Source organism: Vibrio sp. Y20_XG_PY13 (assembly GCF_024181925.1).
GTDB classification, from domain to species: Bacteria; Pseudomonadota; Gammaproteobacteria; order Enterobacterales; family Vibrionaceae; genus Vibrio; species Vibrio parahaemolyticus.
Genome location: NZ_JAMZAL010000001.1, coordinates 808,035 through 826,196, shown reverse-complemented (window position 1 = coordinate 826,196; position 18,162 = coordinate 808,035). Strand labels below are relative to the sequence as shown.

Genomic DNA, 18,162 nt, shown 5'->3' with positions numbered 1-18,162 from the left:
CTATACTGAATTAACGAAGCAGAGTTTTTATAACAACAAGAGGCAGCTTGCATGACAAGAACAACCTCATTTGCACTCGTTCTATTACTGATGTGCGCATACTTTGGTTACAACCGTTATTACGTGTATCCGCAGCAGTTGGAAACACAGGCCAAATCCATGTTGATACAAATGGCAAATCGCGAAGAGTGGATGGATGTGTTTGAAATGATGAACCGCGTAGAAGCTCACAAAGGGCATTTAGAGCTTGCTGCGCATGTTAAGTCCTCTGATGGCAAACGTGCTTACAGTGAAGGGTTCATCACCTATTCCGACCGAGACGGGATGGTATGTAAAGAAGTGGTTTTTAACTTCAAAATTAACTCGTTGAAGAACTACAGCATTTCTGACTTACGCGATTGTTCTTTTGGTGAATATTACTAAACCGAATCGTGCCATTGAGCATTGTCTGCAAGACATTCAAATTTCCAAACAAAAATAGCCTCTTTGTCGAGGCTATTTTTGTTTCTACGGAAGAGAAAAATGAGCAACTTCAATCGAGCGATTTCTTAAACCTTAGTGACGCGACGACCAATCCAAATACGGTAAACCCGAGCAACCAAAGGGTATCTCGCCATAAGTCCATCAGATCCGCCCCTCGCAACACAATGCCTCGAATCATGCGCATAAAGTGAGTGGCGGGCAGGGCTTCTGAAATCCACTGTGCAGCGACTGGCATGCCCTCGTAAGGGAACATAAATCCAGACAGCAGAATCGAAGGCAGAAGAATGAACACCGTCATTTGCATCGCTTGAAGCTGTGTTGTGGCGATGGTGGATATGACCAATCCTAAAGTTAAGCTGGCGGCGATAAACAACAAGGTTCCAAACAGAATTTGGCTGATTGCACCGTTAATCGGTACGCCGAAAATCCAATGTCCCAGCCCTAGAATGATGAAAACCTGAATTAAGCCGACAAAGATATACGGCACGATTTTCGCCACCATTAGCTCTATCGAGTGGATGGGCGTGGTGATCAATAGCTCCAAATTTCCCCGTTCACGTTCTCGTACAATCGCGGCACTGGTGAACAAAATCATCGTCATGGTGAGAATCACACCGAGTAAGCCGGGTACGATGTTGACCGCAGAACGCCGACTTGGGTTGTAGTAGAGTGCGACTTCGAATGTTTTGCTTGGCTCTGGGCGAATCTCGAAATCAAAATCGGTTAATGGCATGGTTTGCAACGACAATATTGCCGAGCTGATCATGGTATCTGACCCATCCACAATCCATTGCCCAAGTTCTCGACCTTGCATCATGCGTTGTGTGAGATCGCTTGGCAAAATCAGCACGGCGCGCACAATACCATCTTGAATCGCTTGTTCAGCCTCTTGCGCGGTGGCATAGGTTTCTTTGATATCCACCACTTGAGTGACTTTGACGGACTGGGTAATGATCCGCCCGGCGGTGCTGCCACTTTGGTCGACAACACCTACCGGAATGTTGCGAATGTCCGTATTGATTGCGAAGCCGAACAGCAAAAGCTGGATAAGCGGGATCATCACCACCATGCCAAACGTGATTCGGTCACGGGAAAGTTGGCGAATCTCTTTGATCATGACGGCTTTCATGCGAGCGATAGGTTTCATCATTGGCGGCCTTTCCCTGTCACGCTGACAAAAACATCTTCTAAGCTTGGGCGAGCGTGGTTCATCTCAGCGTTTTGAAGTTCAGGAAACGTCTGCTTTAACCATTCAATCGGCTGCTCGACATGCTGGTGGATAAGGATGCGTAAACGAATCCCCAACTGCGCCGCAGAGCGAACTTCGTCACGTTGAATCAGCTTTTCTTTGAGTTCACGAAGTTTGTCGGCTTTCACCTCAATGATATTAACGCCCATCTGTTCCATTAACTGTTCGGGTTCTCCATCAGCACGAATTTCGCCCGATTCCATGATCGCCAGACGGTGGCAGCGTTCCGCTTCGTCCATGTAATGCGTGGTGACCAAAATCGTCGTACCTTGATCGCTCAAGTCGAACAACTGCTCCCAAAAATCGCGTCGATTTTCGGGGTCAACGGCGGATGTCGGCTCATCCAAAAATAGCAGTTCGGGTTTGTGCATGGTCGCGGCGGCGAGTGAAAGGCGCTGCTTTTGACCGCCACTCATACCGCTTACGCGCTGTTTTCGCAATTGATCCAACCCGTAAGTGGTGAGCTGCTCTTCGATCCGCTCTTTCAGCGACTTGCTGCTTAAACCAAAAATTTGCCCAATAAATTCGAGGTTTTCTTGAACGGATAGGTCGTCGTACAACGAGAACTTTTGTGTCATGTAGCCAATTTTGAGCCGCAGTTGTTCGGATTGTTTTGGGATTTCTAATCCAAGCACATCCACACTGCCTTCGCTGGGGCTGAGAAGGCCGGTGAGCACACGAATGGTGGTCGACTTACCACAGCCATTTGGCCCCAAAAATCCGTAAATGCTGCCTTTGGGCACGTTGAGTGTGATGTTATTGATAGCAGTAAAGTCGCCGAACTTCTTGATCACATTTTGAGCTTGAATTGCATACTCGGTCATTGGCTTACTCCACCAAATCTACTTGGGCAGGCACACCGGACGGCAACGCTTTTGCAGACTCAGGTAAATCAACTTCTGCTAGATACATCAATCGTGAACGTTCTTCTTCGGTTAGTGCAAAGTAGGGCGTGAATGAAGGTTCACTAGCCACCCAACGAACGGTGCCTTGTAATGGATTCTCAAGGCCATCGACATTTACCGTCACGGTTTTGCCAGGAATAAACCCGATTCGATAATCGGCAGGAACATACACTCGCGCATACGGCACGCGGTTGGCTTGAATCACGGCAACCACACCGTTCACTGGTACGCGTTCGCCAAGATTGTAAGGCAAATTATCGAGCGTACCGTCACGCGTGGCCGTGATGGTGAGTTCTGCCAGTTTTTGCTCTTGCAACGCTACTTCGGCTTTTGCCGCCATTAAAGCGGCTTTAGCTTGTTCGATGTCTTCGAGGCGAGAACCTGCGGTGAGCTTACTGAACTCTTCTTTTGCTGAGTCGAATTCGGCTCTCGCCGAGTCCCTTGCCGCAAGAGCGGAATCTTTTTCGGATTGGCTGATGAGCTTTTTACGCACCAGTTCGGCTTTGCGTTGATAGTTTTTCTGCGCTTCGGTGAGCTGCGCTTCCGCTCGGGCTACGCGAGCCGATGCGGCTGCAATGTCTTCTGGGCGTTCACCATTGGTCAATTTAAGCAAATACGCTCCCGCTTTGGCTTGCTCGGCGACGGCGTGTGCAAGAACTGCTTGTTGATTCTTAGTATCGAGCTGAACCAACACTTCCCCTTCACTGACCAAGCTGCCTTCTTTGACTGGAAGGGCTCTAATTATCTCATTAGATGTGGCAGTAAATGTTACGCGGTCACGCTCTAGGGTACCAAGCGCTTGGTGCGTGTTATCTTTTGAACAGGCGCTTAAAAGGGCAATAATCAATGTGCCAAAAATGATTCGCTTCATAGTGCGGTGCTTCCTTTGAAGAAGTAATGCATGAATAGATAACTTGCGAACGGGAGCGTGTTGATTGAGCCCGCCAACCCGTCGCTAACCGCCATCCATAACGATTTCTTTTTAGAGCTTAGCATTTTATCTACAAGCGATTCTTTTTAAATAGAGAGGCTTAGCGTTGGAAGTGGGCTATGAAGGCCTCAATTTAAAGAACCTTGACCAAGCTCCGGTTTTTATCGGCAAATGACATTAAAAAAGCCCAGCGATGATCGCTGGGCTTGAATAGATAAGAATGACGTTAGTGACTATGCCGTTTTGAATTGGCCGACGATCTCTTGTAGACCTACCGCCAGCTCACTTAAATCGCGACATGCAATTGCTGTTTGGCGTGAACCTGTCGCCACTTCGCTAGAGAACTGGTTGATGTGTTCCACGTTGCGATGCAGCTCTTCTGTTACCGAGCTTTGCTCGCTGCAAGCACTCGCAATTTGAATGCTCATTTCAGCAATGTTATCTGCGCCTTTTTCGATTTGGTCGATGGTTGCACCGGCTTTTTGTGCTTGCTCAACGCACTCTTGAATCAAATCGCTGCTGTTGTTCGTTGCTGAAACGGCACTCTTCGAACAATTTTGCAGTTTAGAGATGATCGTGATGATCTCTTCGGTTGAAGCTTGAGTGCGGCTTGCTAGCGTTCTCACTTCATCCGCTACGACGGCAAAACCACGGCCTTGTTCACCTGCGCGCGCAGCTTCAATGGCAGCGTTAAGCGCAAGCAAGTTGGTTTGTTCCGCGATGTCTTGGATAACGTCAACCACAACGCTAATGTTAGACGCATCTTGTTCCAGTTCTGTCACCATGTTGCCAACCGATTGAATCGCCAATGACGCTTCGTGGATTTGGTTAATACATTCTTGAACGACACCGCGGCCTTCTTTCGCATCGTGAGAAGCACTGTTTGCTGTTTCTGACGCGGCTTCGGTGTTACTGGCGACTTCATTTACTGTCGCTTGCATCTCGTTCATTGCTGTTGCGATAAGGTTTAGCTGAACTTGTTGTTCATCCATGCCGGTTGAAGTTTGTTCGGAAATCGCGCTCACTTCTTCAATGGCGGTGCCTACTTGAGCTGTGGTTGACGAGATACTGTCGACCAAAGTAAGCAACTTCGCTTGCATATCAACGCAGGCATCTGCCAAGGTGCCAAGCTCATCATGACCAATTTTGTTACGTGGAAGCTGGTAAGTTAGGTCGCCTGACGCGATTTTCGACGCCATGTTTACCACGTAATTTAGTGGTGTGCAGATCTGTTTGGTTAGGAATAGGCCTAGCGTAAAACTCAATGCCAATAGCGCGACGATAGCAATAATGCTGTAGGTGATTGCGCTGCGCACTGCTTCATGAGCGCTAGCAATATCTTCTTGTACGTAGGTTTGGTTTAGTTCCACTAAATCACGAATCGCATCGGATAATTGTGTGAATGTAGAAAATCCGTTTAACAATGTTTCATTTGCTTCATCGATTTTATTGTTCAATAGCAACTTCGCGTATTCATTGTTAAACGCACTGTATTTAACCCAGGCACTTTTTACTTTATTGAAAGCGTCTCGGTCGCGTTGATCCCATAGTCCTTTCTCATATTGGTCTAGATATTTATCAATTTTCTGTTCAGATTTTTCTAATCCGGCTACCCATTCCATGAATTGAGGGTGATTCACATTGGTTAATAAAGAGAATTCATCCTTTCTTAAAATTCCGAGTTCAATTTCGGTATTTTTTACGAGCAATACGCTAGGTACGGTGGTTTCAGAAAATACGGTAAGTTTTCCTTCTATCATCTTGATTTCAGATGTAAAGAAAACGGAGAGAGCGATAACAGATAACGAAATGATCAAAATCAGCGCACTGATTTTATACTTGATACTTAAATTAGAAAGTTTCATAGACTCACTGATAATGGGGGTTTGAAAGGCTCGGAGTCTATTACTGAGATTTGAAATATAGTGTGATTAATGTCTCAAATAAATTTATCGTGAATAAAATTAAGTCGTAATCTAAATGTTCATAATTAAAATAAATCCTTGTTATTTATAAAATTAATTATAATTTATAAATAAATGGAAATTAATGATGTGTTTCAATTTGGTGTTTATAGGAAAATTAACTGTTACATGATTATTATTTATTTTATCCCGATTTTTTGTTTCTTATTATAGCGTTTGCTAATGAAACTTAGATCTTGAACATAAAATACATTCTTCGTCTTTAATATAACATTTGAAAGTAACCGTAAGTCGAGGCTTTCATGCTCAAGGCTGACATACTGTTTAAAACGCCAAACTACTTTAACTGCAAATGGCGATGTCGTTGCGGTTTTAAATGAGCAATTGCTTCACATTTTAAGTGGCTGATTCGTAAAATGGATTGCGGTCTGCCATGACAATAGGCAAGGTGTTGAATAATGCGAATCACTCATATAAGGCCATCCATGACAACAACTGGTCACGTGCATTTTTATATTGGCACTTACACCAACCCACCGAGTACGAGCACGGGCATTGCGCGTCTATCGTTGAACACTGAAACGGGTGAACTGACTCGGCTTGACGATGTTGTAGTTCAACGTAATCCGTCCTATCTCACGACTACCGAACACGGGCTGTATACGTTTAGCGAAATGGATAGAAATGAAGGTGCAGAGCTCGCGTTTTTTCGCGGTAGTGAATCCGTCTCTTTGCCGATTAATGGCGATTATCCGTGTCATTTGGATATCAAAGAACCGTTGTTGGCGGTTGCTAATTATGGCTCTGGAAATGTTAGCGTATTTCAATTGGATCGCGATGGTAAACCGCTTGGTTTATTGGCGGATTTATACGTTGATGGATGCGGGCCGAATTTAGAGCGCCAAACTTCTCCTCACGCTCATCAAGTCACGTTTTTAAAGCACAGTCATCAATTGGTTGTCGTAGACTTAGGCAGCGATAGCGTCCTTATTTATGATTACGATGCCCAGCCGCCGGATTTTTCACTGTCGCAAGTGATTCATTTGCCCGCAGGTTCGGGACCGCGCCATGTGGTGTTTAACCAACAAGAGTCGACAGCGTATGTGGTTTGCGAACTGTCAGAAACCTTGATTGTTCTGGTTAAGCACCAAGATAAATGGCTTATCTCGAATCAAACAGAATTATTAGAAGGGGAAGAGAATCAGCAAGCGGCGGCGGCGATTCGTCTTTCGCAAGATGAAACGTTTTTGTATGTCTCTTGCCGAGCTCAGAACAAAATCAGTGTGTTTGATGTGTCTGGCGATACGCCAAAAAGGCGAGCAGACATTCACTGTGAAGGGGTTTTTCCAAGAGATTTTGTGTTGTCTCGTGATCAAAAGTGGTTGTTGGTTGCCAATCAACATTCCAACGATGTGGTGAGCTTTCGTCGCAATCCTCAAACAGGTGAAATTACTGCAACGGGTTATGACTGTGGGATAGGCTCTCCAGTATGTATTGTCGAACAACCTTTGTAACGACTAACGCAGAAGCAGCAGGAAATAGAAAAGCCTAGCGGGCGGCTAGGCTCTCAAGGATAAAAACAGTTAACGCCACTCTTCAACGTACAGTTAGACGTAAATTTTGCCTTTCATATACAACACACCATCACCAGATACTTTGACGTAATCCTCCTTGACTTCGCAGTACAGAACGCCACCACGTGCTGATGCTTGATTCGCCACTAAAGATGCTTTGCCGAGCTCTTGCGCCCAATATGGTGCTAAGCCTGCGTGGATTGATCCTGTGACAGGGTCTTCATCTCCGCCGTTCGCTGGCCAAAAGTAGCGAGATACAAAGTCGTATTGACTGCCTTTTGATGTGACGACGACATCGTAAGGAGCGAGTTGTTTCAGTTGGTCGGATCGATATTGAACATCGAAAACGGTTTGCTCATCTTCCACGATGACGAAGTAAGCTTGTGGGCTAAGCAGTACATGTGTTACTTCGCAGTTTAATCCCTCAATTAATTGCGTAGGAATGGCGTCGACGGGCTGTGGTGCTCTTGTCGGAAATGTCATTTCAATCTTGCCAAGTGCGTTCTTAATTACGGTTAAGGTGCCCACTTTTAATGTGTGAAACTCAATACTTCCTGTAACGCCGAGTTGATCGAACAACACCATAGAAGCGGCGAGCGTTGCGTGTCCACAAAAGTCGATTTCTGTAAGTGGTGAAAACCAGCGTATTTCATATTGATTCGTTCCAATCGTTTTAACAAACGCGGTTTCAGAGAGGTTGTTTTCCGCTGCAATGTTTTGCATCAGCTCTGGTTCTAACCACTCTTGCAAGGGTACGACTGCTGCTGAGTTGCCTTTAAATTGCGTGTCTGTAAATGCGTCAACGACGTAGATATCCAGTTCCATTTTGTCTTCCTTGTTCTCTGAGCGGTTGGTTAGCATAAACCAGATGCAACTCAGAGAATAAGAAATTTATGTTTGAATCTTAAAGTATCAAAATAGACGGTGCTTTTATGTTTTGTGATACTTATTGATGTATCTTGGCTTGGGTTGATGAATAGACTTGAATTGAACTCATTGAAAGGAATAAGCACATGAAAGCGATTCACAAGTCTGTTTTGGCCCTCAGCGTTTTGGTTATCGGCTCTGCCCACGCTTTTGAACTAACGAGCAAAGATATTCAAGAAGGTCATCCAATGGCGAAGACATTTGAATATTCAGGTTGGGGATGTGATGGTGCGAACCAGTCTCCACAACTGATGTGGAAAGACGTTCCAAAGGGTACGAAAAGTTTTGCGATTACCGCGTACGATCCTGATGCACCAACAGGCAGTGGTTTTTGGCATTGGATAGCGTTTGATATTCCAGCCTCGGTTAACGAGCTGCCTCGTGGCGTTGATATCAGTAAGCTCGGCGGTAAGGAGTCTCGTATCGATTACGGTACTACTGGTTTTGGCGGCGCATGTCCTCCAGAAAAAGATGGTATGCACCGCTACCAGTTTACCGTATGGGCGTTGCCGAGTGATAAGTTGAACTTGGATGAGAACACGCCAGCGGCGGTTGTGGGATTTACGTTGAATAGTGTCGCATTGGATAACGCGCAGTTAACCGCGACTTACACGCGATAAAGAAATACTTAAGGGGAGAAGATGGGGCATCAATATCAAGTGACGCTGTTTCGTGCGGAGCAGCAGCAAAAGCTGCGTAACGTTCGGATTCATTCCCCGAGTATTATCCAGATCATTAAAGGGAGTAAGCGTCTGTTTTGGAAAGACGAAGCGTTCGATATTCTTCATCCTAATATCATGCTTTGTGAAGCAAACGCTTCGCTGAATTTTGAAAACCTTCCTCAGCAAGGGCGTTTTCTCTCTCGAATGTTCAGCTTTCACTGCGTGCCGAGTGATGACATGCTGGAGCTGAGTATGAGCAATGCGCTTGGCGAAAATGTACCCGCGGTGGAGACAGATAAAGCATTGCAAGCGACGCTGAATGCGCTGTTTTCTTTTGAGCAAGAAAGCTTGAGTGAAGCGACGCAACGTTATTGGGTGTTGGGGTTGTATCAGCAGTTAGCGGAAAGGGGATTATTGCATCGACTTTTTACCAGCTCGAACACCTCTTTTAGCGAAAAACTCAGTCGCTATTTGTCACGCTTTCCGGGCGATGACCATCCTTTGGAACGGGTAGCTGAGCGCTTTGCTATGAGCCGAGCAACGTTGATACGCAAACTCAAGCAAGAGGGTACTCAGTATCGGGAAGTGCTGGCAGAAGTGCGTTTAAATCACGCACTCTACCTGATGCAAAATGGTGCGTATAACGTAGCGTTGCTCGCGCAGTTGTGTGGCTATCAATCGGAAGGGCGTTTTAGCCAACGCTTTAAAGGCAAGTTTGGTTTAACGCCCAGCGAGTACATCAAAACCGTTGCCAGTTAGTACCTAACATTGCTATTTGGCTCGGTCTCAATGTTTCCCATTTTAGCTTTTGTATTTGGTTTTCATCCGCAGTGCGACGTTAACCAAAGCAATCAGAACCGGAACTTCGATCAACGGGCCAATTACGCCAGCGAATGCCTGGTCGGAATTCAGGCCAAATACAGCAATGGAAACCGCAATGGCCAACTCAAAGTTGTTACCCGTTGCCGTAAATGCGATGGAGGCATTTTTATCGTAGGGGATGCCCATTCTCTTCCCGATAACGAAGCTGGCAAAAAACATCACTACGAAGTAGATCGCTAGTGGGACTGCCACGCGGAATACATCCATTGGCAGTTGTAAAATCATCTCTCCTTTGAGGCTGAACATCAGCACGATGGTGGCGAGCAAAGCGATCAAAGTAATGGGTGAAATTCGAGGAATAAACACATCGTTGTACCACTTCTCACCCTTTGCAGCGACTAACCACTTACGACTGAGAAAACCAGCAAGGAACGGAATACCTAAGTAAATCAATACGCTTTCTGCAATGTCACCCATGGAAATATCAACCACAAAACCTTCGTAACCAAAGAATGGTGGAAGTACCGTGATGAATAGCCAAGCCATAACGCTGTAAGTCAGAATTTGAAATGCGCTATTTAATGCCACTAAGGCCGCGCCATATTCTTTGTTGCCGCCGCCAATATCATTCCACACTAAAACCATAGCGATGCAGCGTGCAAGGCCAATCAAAATAATGCCAACCATGTAACCCGGATGATCACCAAGGAAGGTTAAGGCAAGAACGAACATCAGGATTGGACCGACGATCCAGTTCATAGCCAGAGACAGCGTGATGGCCTTTTTATCTCTCGTTACCGTTCCCAATAGACCGTAGTTCACCTTGGCGAGTGGTGGGTACATCATCAAAATCAAACCAATGGCGAGCGGTACGTTTGTACTACCAACGGACATTGCTTCGTTCCATTCTGCTACTTGCGGGTAGACTGCGCCTATCCCCACGCCGATGGCCATTGCGACAAAAATCCAGACCGTTAAGTAGCGGTCAAGAAAGCTCATTTTTTCACTGGCACTATTTAAAACTTCAGTCGTCATAGTGGTCCCTATTCGTTTATCGTCGAAAGGCGATGTATTAAGTTATAGTTTATCTTTGCGCGCGTGGAAAGCGCGCAACGTGTCTTAGCTAAATAAACCGGAAAACTGAGCGTTAAACGCGTTCAGTTTTTCACGTTGAATACGGTAACAAACCTTTGGCGGGTTGGGTTCTGCACTGATAAACCCGGCCTGTTTTAGAATGCGTAAGTGTTCTGATACAGTCGATTGCGCTAAACCTAACTCAGAGACTAAATCGCTATTTAAGCAGCCACCCATGGTGTCTAAAGTGTGAAGAATATGCAGAATGCGTAAGCGAGCTGGATGAGACAGCGCTTTCGCTTGAGCGGCGAGTGCTTGTTCTTTATCGAGTTGTTGTTGCGTGGTTTCAAAAGCAATTTGGCACGTTTCGCTGCATTTGTTGCTCATGAGCAGACCTTTATAGTTAATCGTCGAATTACGATTAAGTGTACGTGTGCTTTTTCTAAGGCGCAACTGTTGAAAGGAGAATTGAAGATAATCGACGTCAAAAAATGGGAAGGGATGATGTCCCGCAAATATTTGGTGGACTAACAAAGAATTCGGTCAAATGGCAGCAAGTAAAAAAGCAGAACTTAAAGATACGACGCATTGGGGGTGTGGTATCAGGAGCTAAGTTCTGCTTGGGGGTTAGGTTATGAGCAATTTTCTATATTTCCTGCTAGTCAAATCAGTATGGTGAAAAAAGGGGAGGTAAAAAAGAGAGTAGATTTCTTCGCTTTATTCCTGATAAGACCAAATAGGTGGGTTTTTCCTACAATATAGGGACGAAATGCTAGTAAAAGGGGAACAAAGTGTTTGGAAGTTTTCTTATTTTATTGCCGCCAAGTTCAGTAAAATACGCCTATTCAATGACCTCCTAGAGTTAAGGTACGTGCGGTGTCTGATCTCAACTTATTTCGTTATTACCAACGCTTGCTCTCTTTTGGTGTTGGTAATGAAGCAAAAACCACGCTGCAAGAAATCGCCGATTTGTTGTTTACTTCGCCTCGTCATGCGCGCAGTTTGCTGGCGCAGATGCAAGAGATAGCATGGTTAAGTTGGCGACCAAAACCGGGACGGAACCAACGTTCAACATTGTTGTTAAACGTTGAACTCAGCGCGCTGAAAGAAAGCCTTGCACTAGAGCGAATCAAGCTTGGTAAGTACGAGAAAGCGCTGTCGATTCTGGATGAAGATGAAGCCGCATTTGGGCGACTCCTCAAAACAACGTCGGGCGCATCGGTAAAAGAGGGGCGGCTCAATATTCAGCTGACCTACAAACGCATGTTCGAGCGTGTTGTTCCTCATCAATTGCAGCGAAGCAGTGAGCGCTTTTTGCTACGCCAAATTTATTGCTGTTTGGTATCAAGTGATTATTACGGGCGCGTAAAACCAGAGCTGGCGCACCATTGGCGATACGATGAGCAAAAATTCAAATGGACGTTTTACCTTCGCCCCGGGCTTACCTTCCATAATGGAAACACAATCGATGCCGACACGGTGGTGAGTTTGTTTGCCAAATTGAGCTCACTAGAATACTACGAGAAAGAACTCGCGCATGTGGCAAACGTGACTGCGCCCAATCCTCTCAAAGTGGTGTTTACACTTAACCGACCTGACTTGGGTTTTGCTGGGCTTATTTCTGGCGTGAAATATGGCATTCAGCCCGTGAGTCAGGTGAACGTTGCGAACAACAAGTTGGTGGTGGGGAGTGGTCCATTTTCCGTCGTTGAGCACAGTGAAAACCGTTTGAAACTGCAAGCGTTTGATGGCTATTACGCGTGTCGAGTATTAACGGATTTGGTGACGATCTGGATCGTCAACGATGAAAAGATGGAGAACCCATCGCTCGCTGCGAATACTCTGCAACCACAGCCAGTCCTTGTTGATGACATGTGCGGTCACTACATGTCGACACCGAACAGTGAAACGTCCCCAGCGAGCAAACGCAGTCGAACGGAAGACGGTTGTTTGTTCGCACTGTTTAACCATCATGCGAAGCACGCTTTGTCTCAGGCTCAGCGCCGATACATCAGTGATTTGATTCGACCGGAGCAGTTAGCCGAAGTGATGAAGAGCGAAAAGATCAATTTCGGTAGCGTCGCTGCTTATAACTTGTTGCCAAACTGGAAGCCGGTGTTGCGCCCATTTGGAGATGCGGTCAAGTTACCAAAGCTGATCACCATCGCAGGGTACAATTACACGGCGCTACGCCGGTGCGCGCGAGCGATTTCTTCGCGTTTAGAGCGTGCGGGCAGCCGAGTGGAGATCGTTATGTACTCCTACCGAGAACTGAGCGAGAAAGCCAAAAACGGCACGCTTGATGAGACTTTAGTTGTCACCAATATCAACTTGGACGATAACCGTCATGCGTCTGCGTTTAGCAACTTCTTTAGCAATGCTGTGCTTTACCACACCTTAGGGGCGCAAAATGCGGCGTGGTTGGATGCTCAAATGGAAAATGTCCGTGCATTTTCACCGCTTGAAGATTACCTGAGCGCGTTAGAGCCGATCGCGTCCACATTGATTAGCGAATATTGGATTGCACCGATGTTCCACCATACTCAGACGCTACGTTTTCAAGGGGTCTTGGAAGATGTCGCACTCACAAACTGGGGATGGCCAGACATTCGATCCGTTTGGTCTGCGGACTGATCAAAACCGCCTGAATGGCGGTTTTTTTGTGTCTGCAATTTGGTGAAAGCCAGTGACGTTTTTATTTCTTCTAGCCAACAAATGTGATGTTTATCTACGTTTGAGTGCGAGCCATCAAGAAATAGCTCGAAATGAACTTTGAAATTAATCACGAATTATATCGAGTCAATAGGTCTAATGTGATCTGATTTAAATAATGTAACTTTAAGAATATTGTCGAGAAAGTGATTGTATTCAAAATTCGTCTATTGACTTGTTGCTCAAATAAAATTTGTAGATTTTTTACGTGTGAGATTTTTGAGATCTGTCCATTTAAACAAATTGACAGGCTTTAAAGTGTGATTCGAAGCGCAAAAGTAGCTCGGTTGCGCGGTTGGGACTCTGTTATTGATAATTAACCCATCAGATGACGAATTGTTGATAGGGTTAAATATGCTGTACGAGTTAATCGACCACGAACTAGTAGATGTAATTAATGATCGCGCTTACCAATGGCAAGATGCGGTTAAAAAGACCACTCAATACCTAGAAAATAAAGGTTACGTCTCCCAGCACTATGCTGATGCGATCATCCGTTCAACGGAAGAAAACGGTCCTTACTATGTGTTATGCCCTGGATTGGCTATGCCTCATGCCCGACCTGAAACTGGCGTTTTAAAAACAGGCTTAGGCATCCATATTTTCCCATCACCTGTTGATTTTGGATCGGAGCTCGGTCCGGCCAATATTCTTATTACCTTAGCTGCGAAAGACTCTGATACCCACATTGAGGTGATTCAAGCGTTGAGCGAGATGTTTGTGGATGAAGAAAACATTGCAAAACTGGCACAGGCCTCTTCCAAAGAACAAGTGCTAGACATAATAAAAGCATACTAAAAGGAACATAACGTGAAAGCAAACATGCGAGCCAATGTGCAAGCCTTCGGAGGTCATTTGACCGCCATGGTGCTGCCAAATATCGGAGCCTTTATCGCTTGGGGCTTTATTACTGCACTCTTTATTCCTACGGGCTGGATGCCAAACGAAGCCTTTGGCGAACTCGTGGGGCCAATGATCACTTACTTGCTGCCACTTTTGATTGGTTACACTGGTGGTCAGATTGTTGGTGAAAAACGCGGCGCGGTAGCGGGGGCTATCGGTACGATGGGCGTGATTGTCGGGGCTGACATACCGATGTTTGTTGGCGCAATGATCATGGGCCCACTGAGCGCTTGGGTTGTGGTGCAAGTGGATAAACGTATTCAACACCGCATACCTTCTGGTTTTGAAATGGTGGTCAACAACTTCTCGTTGGGTATCGTCGGTATGTTGTTGTGTTTGTTCGCTTACGAGATTGTTGGCCCTTCAGTCACCGCAGCAAACTTGTTCGTGAAATCAGGCATTGAAGCGTTGGTTGCAACGGGGTTCCTGCCTTTGTTAGCGATCATTAACGAACCAGCAAAAGTGCTGTTTCTGAACAACGCCATTGACCAAGGCATTTACTACCCACTAGGCCTGCAAGCGGCCGCAGAAACGGGCAAGTCCATCTTCTTTATGGTGGCGTCTAACCCAGGCCCTGGTCTTGGTATGCTGCTGGCCTACGCGAAGTTTGGTCAGGGTTTGTCTAAACGTTCTGCGCCAAGTGCCATCATCATTCACTTCTTTGGTGGTATTCATGAGTTGTACTTCCCATACGTACTCATGAAACCAATCATGATTGTGGCAATGATTGCTGGTGCGGCGACAGGCATCGCAACCTTCAATCTATTCGATGCCGGTTTGGTCGCGGGTCCAAGTCCAGGCTCTATCTTCTCTTACCTTGCTCTTACTCCGAAAGGTAGCTTCATCGCGACCATCGCAGGTGTGACAAGTGCAACGATTGTCTCTTTCTTAGTAGCAAGTGCGATTTTGAAAGTGAGCAAATCAGAAGAAAAAGAAAGCGAGTTTGAGAAATCAGTTTCTGACATGAAAGAGATGAAAGCGGAAGGCGCAGTTAAGCCAGTTGCAGCTGCGACGACGCAAGAACTGAGCAAGCCAATTTCATTTGTCGCATTCGCATGTGATGCGGGTATGGGCTCTAGTGCAATGGGCGCATCGACCTTCAAACGCAAGCTGGTACAAGCTGGGATAGAGATTGAAGTGAAGAACTTTGCCATCGAGAAAGTCCCGAGTGAAGCCGATATCGTCGTGACACACGAGAGCTTAGAAAGCCGCGCAGTCAACGCGACAGGTTTACCAGTCGTAACGCTCAAGAACTTCCTCAACGACCCAGCGCTTGACGAGCTGATGGATAAGATTAAGCAACAAACGGTCGCGACTGAGCAACCAGCCTAACAATGCAGTTTGGGGCGGCAGGTATCGCCCCAATTAGGAGAAAAATCATGGTAAAAACAACGGCAGCGGTTATCTGTGGTGAGAAAAACGTTCAATTAAGAACCTTTGATTTACCAAACATTTCAGCCGACGAACTTCTGGTTAAAAACATTTCAAACAGCATTTGTCTATCCACTTACAAAGCAGCATTGTTAGGTAGCAAACACAAACGCGTTCCTGAAAACATTGACGAAGTGCCAGTGATGACAGGTCATGAATACGCAGGTGTTATTGTTGAAGTTGGTGAGAATCTAAAAGATCAATTCAAAGCTGGTGACTACTTTGTTTTGCAACCTGCCATGGGCTTACCAACAGGCTACTCCGCGGGCTATAGCTATGAGACATTTGGTGGCAACGCGACGTATTCCATTATTCCTAAAATCGCTATCGACCTAGGCTGCGTGCTGCCTTACCACGGCGATTACTTTGCTGATGCGTCGCTTGCTGAGCCAATGTCTTGCATTATCGGCGCGTACCATGCGAGCTACCACACCACGCAATACGTGTACGAGCACGATATGGGCATTAAAGAAGGTGGTGCGTTAGCGCTTTTGGCGTGTGCTGGCCCAATGGGGATTGGTGCAATTGACTACGCGATCAACGGCCCTGTAAAGCCAACGCTGGTGGTGGTTACTGACATCGACGCTGCGCGTTTAGACCGAGCTGAAAGCCTCATTCCGGTTGCAAAAGCTAAAGAGCAGGGCGTAGAACTGCACTACGTGAATACCGCTCAAATAGACGATCCGGTCGCGTATCTCAAAGCACTCAACGGTGGCAAAGGCTACGACGATGTAATGGTCTACGCGGCGGTTGCTCAAGTGCTAGAACAAGCCGATGAGCTACTTGGCAATGATGGCTGCCTCAACTTCTTTGCAGGCCCAACGGATAAGAATTTCAAAGTGCCGTTTAACTTCTACAACGTGCATTACGAATCAACCCATATTGTAGGGACGTCCGGTGGTTCAAAGGGTGACATGGTGGAATCTATTGAGCTTTCCTCGCAAGGCAAGATCAATCCATCGTTCATGATCACACATGTTGGTGGCTTACAAGCTGCGCCACATACGATTCTGAATCAGTTGGATATTCCGGGCGGTAAGAAGTTGATTTACCCACATATTGACCTGCCATTGACGGCGATTGATGACTTTTTATCGTTGGCAGACCAAGACCCGTTCTTTGCGGAACTCGATGCGATTTTGTGCGCGAACAACTATGTGTGGAACGCGCATGCAGAAAAAGCGTTACTTGAGTTTTATGACGTGAGCTTAACGGTTTAGTTGCAACGAACATGTGTGGTAGCCTTTGCGCTGCCACATAATGGAGAGGTCATAAGACGTTGTCACGTGAAGACGAGTTACTGGAGAAATTGGATGAGTGTGAAAATGCCACTGCGTTTCTTCAGGTTTCTAACAAAATAATTAACCTCAAGTTAAAAGCATTACTTCCGAGTGTGTTCGTCCAAGACGACTTAGTGAAGGAGTATGCTGTGGATCCGTTATTGAGAGAAGATGGGCCATTGGTCACGACCGATGTTGTCTCCAAGTTGATGTTTGCGATGGGAAAAATCTCATTACAAACTTATGCAGACATTGGCTTGTACGATCAGGTATTGGAGTATGTGGTTACTCAGCCTGAAAAGATCGCGTTTACAGATGATGTGATTTATGACTTCATCAAAAACCAAGCGGTACTCTCTTCTCAGCAAGACTGCTTTTATCTTGAGTCGATCAATCAGCTAAAGTTCTCTTCGTTTGAGTCCTTTTCGCAAATGAGATACGAATCTCTCATCAAAACAGTGCTCAAGCTGTCGTGTGAAATGTTGATAGAAAGAATCGAAGAGGAAATCAATCAGTAAGGGTTCACCATGAAAGTGAATTTAAACGTCAGTGGCTTCGAAACCGAAGCAACCTTTCCCGATGCCGACGTAAAACGAATCCATCAGCCTCTTATCGAAAAATTTACTCGCCTCTACCATGAGAAGCAGGAACGCATAGTGGTGTTCTTGTGTGCACCTCCGGGCAGCGGTAAGTCGACACTCGCTGCGTTCTGGGAATACTTGTCGGAACAAGATGAAAGCCAAGAGCCTTTACAAGTGCTGCCGTTTGATGGTTTCCATTATCCAAATGAGATCCTCGACAACAATACGATTGAACGAGGTGGCGAGCTCGTGTCTCTGCGCAGTATTAAGGGGGCCTATCAAACATTTAATCTGACTGAGCTTATCGACAAGCTCAAACAGCTCAAAGTGAAAGATCCGAAATGGCCTTACTACGACCGCAATTTGCATGATCCAGTCGACGACGCCATTTTAGTGAATCGCAATGTTGTTGTGGTTGAGGGGAATTGGTTACTGCTTAATGAACCTGTGTGGAATGAACTGCATCGTTTGGCAGATTTTACCGTCTTCGTCGATACACAGCCTGAGTTTCTGCAAGAACGCTTAGTAAACCGTAAGATTCGTGGTGGCACCGCACCAGAAGCCGCATTAGCGTTTTATTTAAACTCAGATGCCGTAAATGTAGATAAGGTTTTAAATCACTCAATTCCAGCGGATCTCACGCTGTTTCTCAATCAAAACGGTTCGTTCGAAATTCGATAATTTGTCCACAAATTAGGAGGTC

17 protein-coding genes are annotated in these 18,162 nt (G+C 45.9%); 10 read left to right on the top strand and 7 right to left on the bottom strand.

Annotated elements, in window-relative coordinates; genetic code table 11:
- Positions 1-51: 51 nt before the first annotated feature.
- Complete coding sequence (locus tag NL646_RS03645) at positions 52-423, top strand: hypothetical protein (protein ID WP_005482732.1); 372 nt, start codon at positions 52-54, stop codon at positions 421-423.
- Positions 424-532: 109 nt separating this feature from the next.
- Here NL646_RS03645 and NL646_RS03640 read toward each other — a convergent pair whose 3' ends face one another.
- The 4 genes from NL646_RS03640 to NL646_RS03625 all read right to left on the bottom strand — a co-directional run bounded on the left by NL646_RS03640 (position 533) and on the right by NL646_RS03625 (position 5,433).
- Positions 533-1,630 carry an ABC transporter permease gene (locus NL646_RS03640; RefSeq protein WP_021487033.1) on the bottom strand — a complete coding sequence of 366 codons (1,098 nt, stop codon included), beginning with the start codon at positions 1,628-1,630 and terminating at the stop codon, positions 533-535.
- Positions 1,630-2,556, bottom strand: coding sequence for an ABC transporter ATP-binding protein (locus tag NL646_RS03635; RefSeq protein WP_253663863.1), 927 nt, complete (start codon positions 2,554-2,556; stop codon positions 1,630-1,632). The genes NL646_RS03640 and NL646_RS03635 overlap by 1 nt, the downstream gene beginning before the upstream one ends.
- 4 nt (positions 2,557-2,560) lie before the next feature.
- Positions 2,561-3,508 carry an HlyD family secretion protein gene (locus NL646_RS03630; protein WP_253663862.1) on the bottom strand — a complete coding sequence of 316 codons (948 nt, stop codon included), beginning with the start codon at positions 3,506-3,508 and terminating at the stop codon, positions 2,561-2,563.
- Positions 3,509-3,801: 293 nt separating this feature from the next.
- A complete protein-coding gene (locus NL646_RS03625; RefSeq protein ID WP_015312995.1) occupies positions 3,802-5,433 on the bottom strand; it encodes a methyl-accepting chemotaxis protein in 1,632 nt (543 codons plus the stop codon).
- A gap of 545 nt (positions 5,434-5,978) precedes the next feature.
- Between NL646_RS03625 and NL646_RS03620 the strand changes: the two genes are divergently transcribed.
- Complete coding sequence (locus NL646_RS03620) at positions 5,979-7,007, top strand: lactonase family protein (RefSeq protein ID WP_253663937.1); 1,029 nt, start codon at positions 5,979-5,981, stop codon at positions 7,005-7,007.
- A gap of 93 nt (positions 7,008-7,100) precedes the next feature.
- On the opposite strand, the gene NL646_RS03615 is transcribed toward NL646_RS03620, so the two are convergent.
- On the bottom strand, positions 7,101-7,892 hold the full coding sequence (locus tag NL646_RS03615) for a PhzF family phenazine biosynthesis protein (protein WP_140069735.1): 792 nt from the start codon (positions 7,890-7,892) through the stop codon (positions 7,101-7,103).
- A gap of 188 nt (positions 7,893-8,080) precedes the next feature.
- Between NL646_RS03615 and NL646_RS03610 the strand changes: the two genes are divergently transcribed.
- Together NL646_RS03610 and NL646_RS03605 are read left to right on the top strand one after the other, a co-directional pair.
- Complete coding sequence (locus tag NL646_RS03610) at positions 8,081-8,614, top strand: YbhB/YbcL family Raf kinase inhibitor-like protein (protein WP_025557905.1); 534 nt, start codon at positions 8,081-8,083, stop codon at positions 8,612-8,614.
- 21 nt (positions 8,615-8,635) lie between these two features.
- Positions 8,636-9,415 (top strand): helix-turn-helix transcriptional regulator, encoded by a 780-nt coding sequence (locus NL646_RS03605; protein ID WP_025557904.1) that lies wholly within the window; start codon positions 8,636-8,638, stop codon positions 9,413-9,415.
- Between the two features lie 42 nt (positions 9,416-9,457).
- Here the strand turns inward: NL646_RS03605 and arsB are convergent, their stop codons facing one another.
- Both arsB and NL646_RS03595 read right to left on the bottom strand, forming a co-directional pair.
- Positions 9,458-10,513 (bottom strand): ACR3 family arsenite efflux transporter, encoded by a 1,056-nt coding sequence (arsB, locus tag NL646_RS03600; protein ID WP_253663861.1) that lies wholly within the window; start codon positions 10,511-10,513, stop codon positions 9,458-9,460.
- Positions 10,514-10,597: 84 nt separating this feature from the next.
- Entirely contained in the window at positions 10,598-10,939 is a 342-nt protein-coding gene (locus NL646_RS03595; RefSeq protein ID WP_024703322.1) for a helix-turn-helix transcriptional regulator, read from the bottom strand.
- A gap of 489 nt (positions 10,940-11,428) precedes the next feature.
- Here NL646_RS03595 and NL646_RS03590 point away from each other — a divergent pair, with 489 nt between their 5' ends.
- The 6 genes from NL646_RS03590 to NL646_RS03565 all read left to right on the top strand — a co-directional run bounded on the left by NL646_RS03590 (position 11,429) and on the right by NL646_RS03565 (position 18,140).
- Positions 11,429-13,186, top strand: coding sequence for an SgrR family transcriptional regulator (locus tag NL646_RS03590; protein ID WP_253663860.1), 1,758 nt, complete (start codon positions 11,429-11,431; stop codon positions 13,184-13,186).
- 432 nt (positions 13,187-13,618) lie between these two features.
- Positions 13,619-14,062 carry a PTS sugar transporter subunit IIA gene (locus tag NL646_RS03585; RefSeq protein ID WP_005487743.1) on the top strand — a complete coding sequence of 148 codons (444 nt, stop codon included), beginning with the start codon at positions 13,619-13,621 and terminating at the stop codon, positions 14,060-14,062.
- A gap of 12 nt (positions 14,063-14,074) precedes the next feature.
- Positions 14,075-15,499 (top strand): PTS mannitol transporter subunit IICB, encoded by a 1,425-nt coding sequence (locus NL646_RS03580; RefSeq protein WP_015313003.1) that lies wholly within the window; start codon positions 14,075-14,077, stop codon positions 15,497-15,499.
- A 47-nt stretch (positions 15,500-15,546) separates the two neighbouring features.
- Complete coding sequence (locus NL646_RS03575; protein WP_029840801.1) at positions 15,547-16,818, top strand: zinc-binding dehydrogenase; 1,272 nt, start codon at positions 15,547-15,549, stop codon at positions 16,816-16,818.
- A 59-nt stretch (positions 16,819-16,877) separates the two neighbouring features.
- Positions 16,878-17,396 carry an MltR family transcriptional regulator gene (locus tag NL646_RS03570; protein ID WP_005462031.1) on the top strand — a complete coding sequence of 173 codons (519 nt, stop codon included), beginning with the start codon at positions 16,878-16,880 and terminating at the stop codon, positions 17,394-17,396.
- Positions 17,397-17,405: 9 nt separating this feature from the next.
- On the top strand, positions 17,406-18,140 hold the full coding sequence (locus NL646_RS03565; protein WP_253663859.1) for a nucleoside/nucleotide kinase family protein: 735 nt from the start codon (positions 17,406-17,408) through the stop codon (positions 18,138-18,140).
- The last annotated feature ends 22 nt before the right edge of the window (positions 18,141-18,162 follow it).

What these genes read in the sequence shown, in the direction of transcription:
- NL646_RS03645 (WP_005482732.1), top strand. Translation starts at nt 52, where the DNA reads ATGACAAGAACAACCTCATTTGCACTCGTTCTATTACTGATGTGCGCA.
- NL646_RS03640 (WP_021487033.1), bottom strand. Translation starts at nt 1,630, where the DNA reads ATGAAACCTATCGCTCGCATGAAAGCCGTCATGATCAAAGAGATTCGC.
- NL646_RS03635 (WP_253663863.1), bottom strand. Translation starts at nt 2,556, where the DNA reads ATGACCGAGTATGCAATTCAAGCTCAAAATGTGATCAAGAAGTTCGGC.
- NL646_RS03630 (WP_253663862.1), bottom strand. Translation starts at nt 3,508, where the DNA reads ATGAAGCGAATCATTTTTGGCACATTGATTATTGCCCTTTTAAGCGCC.
- NL646_RS03625 (WP_015312995.1), bottom strand. Translation starts at nt 5,433, where the DNA reads ATGAAACTTTCTAATTTAAGTATCAAGTATAAAATCAGTGCGCTGATT.
- NL646_RS03620 (WP_253663937.1), top strand. Translation starts at nt 5,979, where the DNA reads ATGACAACAACTGGTCACGTGCATTTTTATATTGGCACTTACACCAAC.
- NL646_RS03615 (WP_140069735.1), bottom strand. Translation starts at nt 7,892, where the DNA reads ATGGAACTGGATATCTACGTCGTTGACGCATTTACAGACACGCAATTT.
- NL646_RS03610 (WP_025557905.1), top strand. Translation starts at nt 8,081, where the DNA reads ATGAAAGCGATTCACAAGTCTGTTTTGGCCCTCAGCGTTTTGGTTATC.
- NL646_RS03605 (WP_025557904.1), top strand. Translation starts at nt 8,636, where the DNA reads ATGGGGCATCAATATCAAGTGACGCTGTTTCGTGCGGAGCAGCAGCAA.
- arsB (WP_253663861.1), bottom strand. Translation starts at nt 10,513, where the DNA reads ATGACGACTGAAGTTTTAAATAGTGCCAGTGAAAAAATGAGCTTTCTT.
- NL646_RS03595 (WP_024703322.1), bottom strand. Translation starts at nt 10,939, where the DNA reads ATGAGCAACAAATGCAGCGAAACGTGCCAAATTGCTTTTGAAACCACG.
- NL646_RS03585 (WP_005487743.1), top strand. Translation starts at nt 13,619, where the DNA reads ATGCTGTACGAGTTAATCGACCACGAACTAGTAGATGTAATTAATGAT.
- NL646_RS03575 (WP_029840801.1), top strand. Translation starts at nt 15,547, where the DNA reads ATGGTAAAAACAACGGCAGCGGTTATCTGTGGTGAGAAAAACGTTCAA.
- NL646_RS03565 (WP_253663859.1), top strand. Translation starts at nt 17,406, where the DNA reads ATGAAAGTGAATTTAAACGTCAGTGGCTTCGAAACCGAAGCAACCTTT.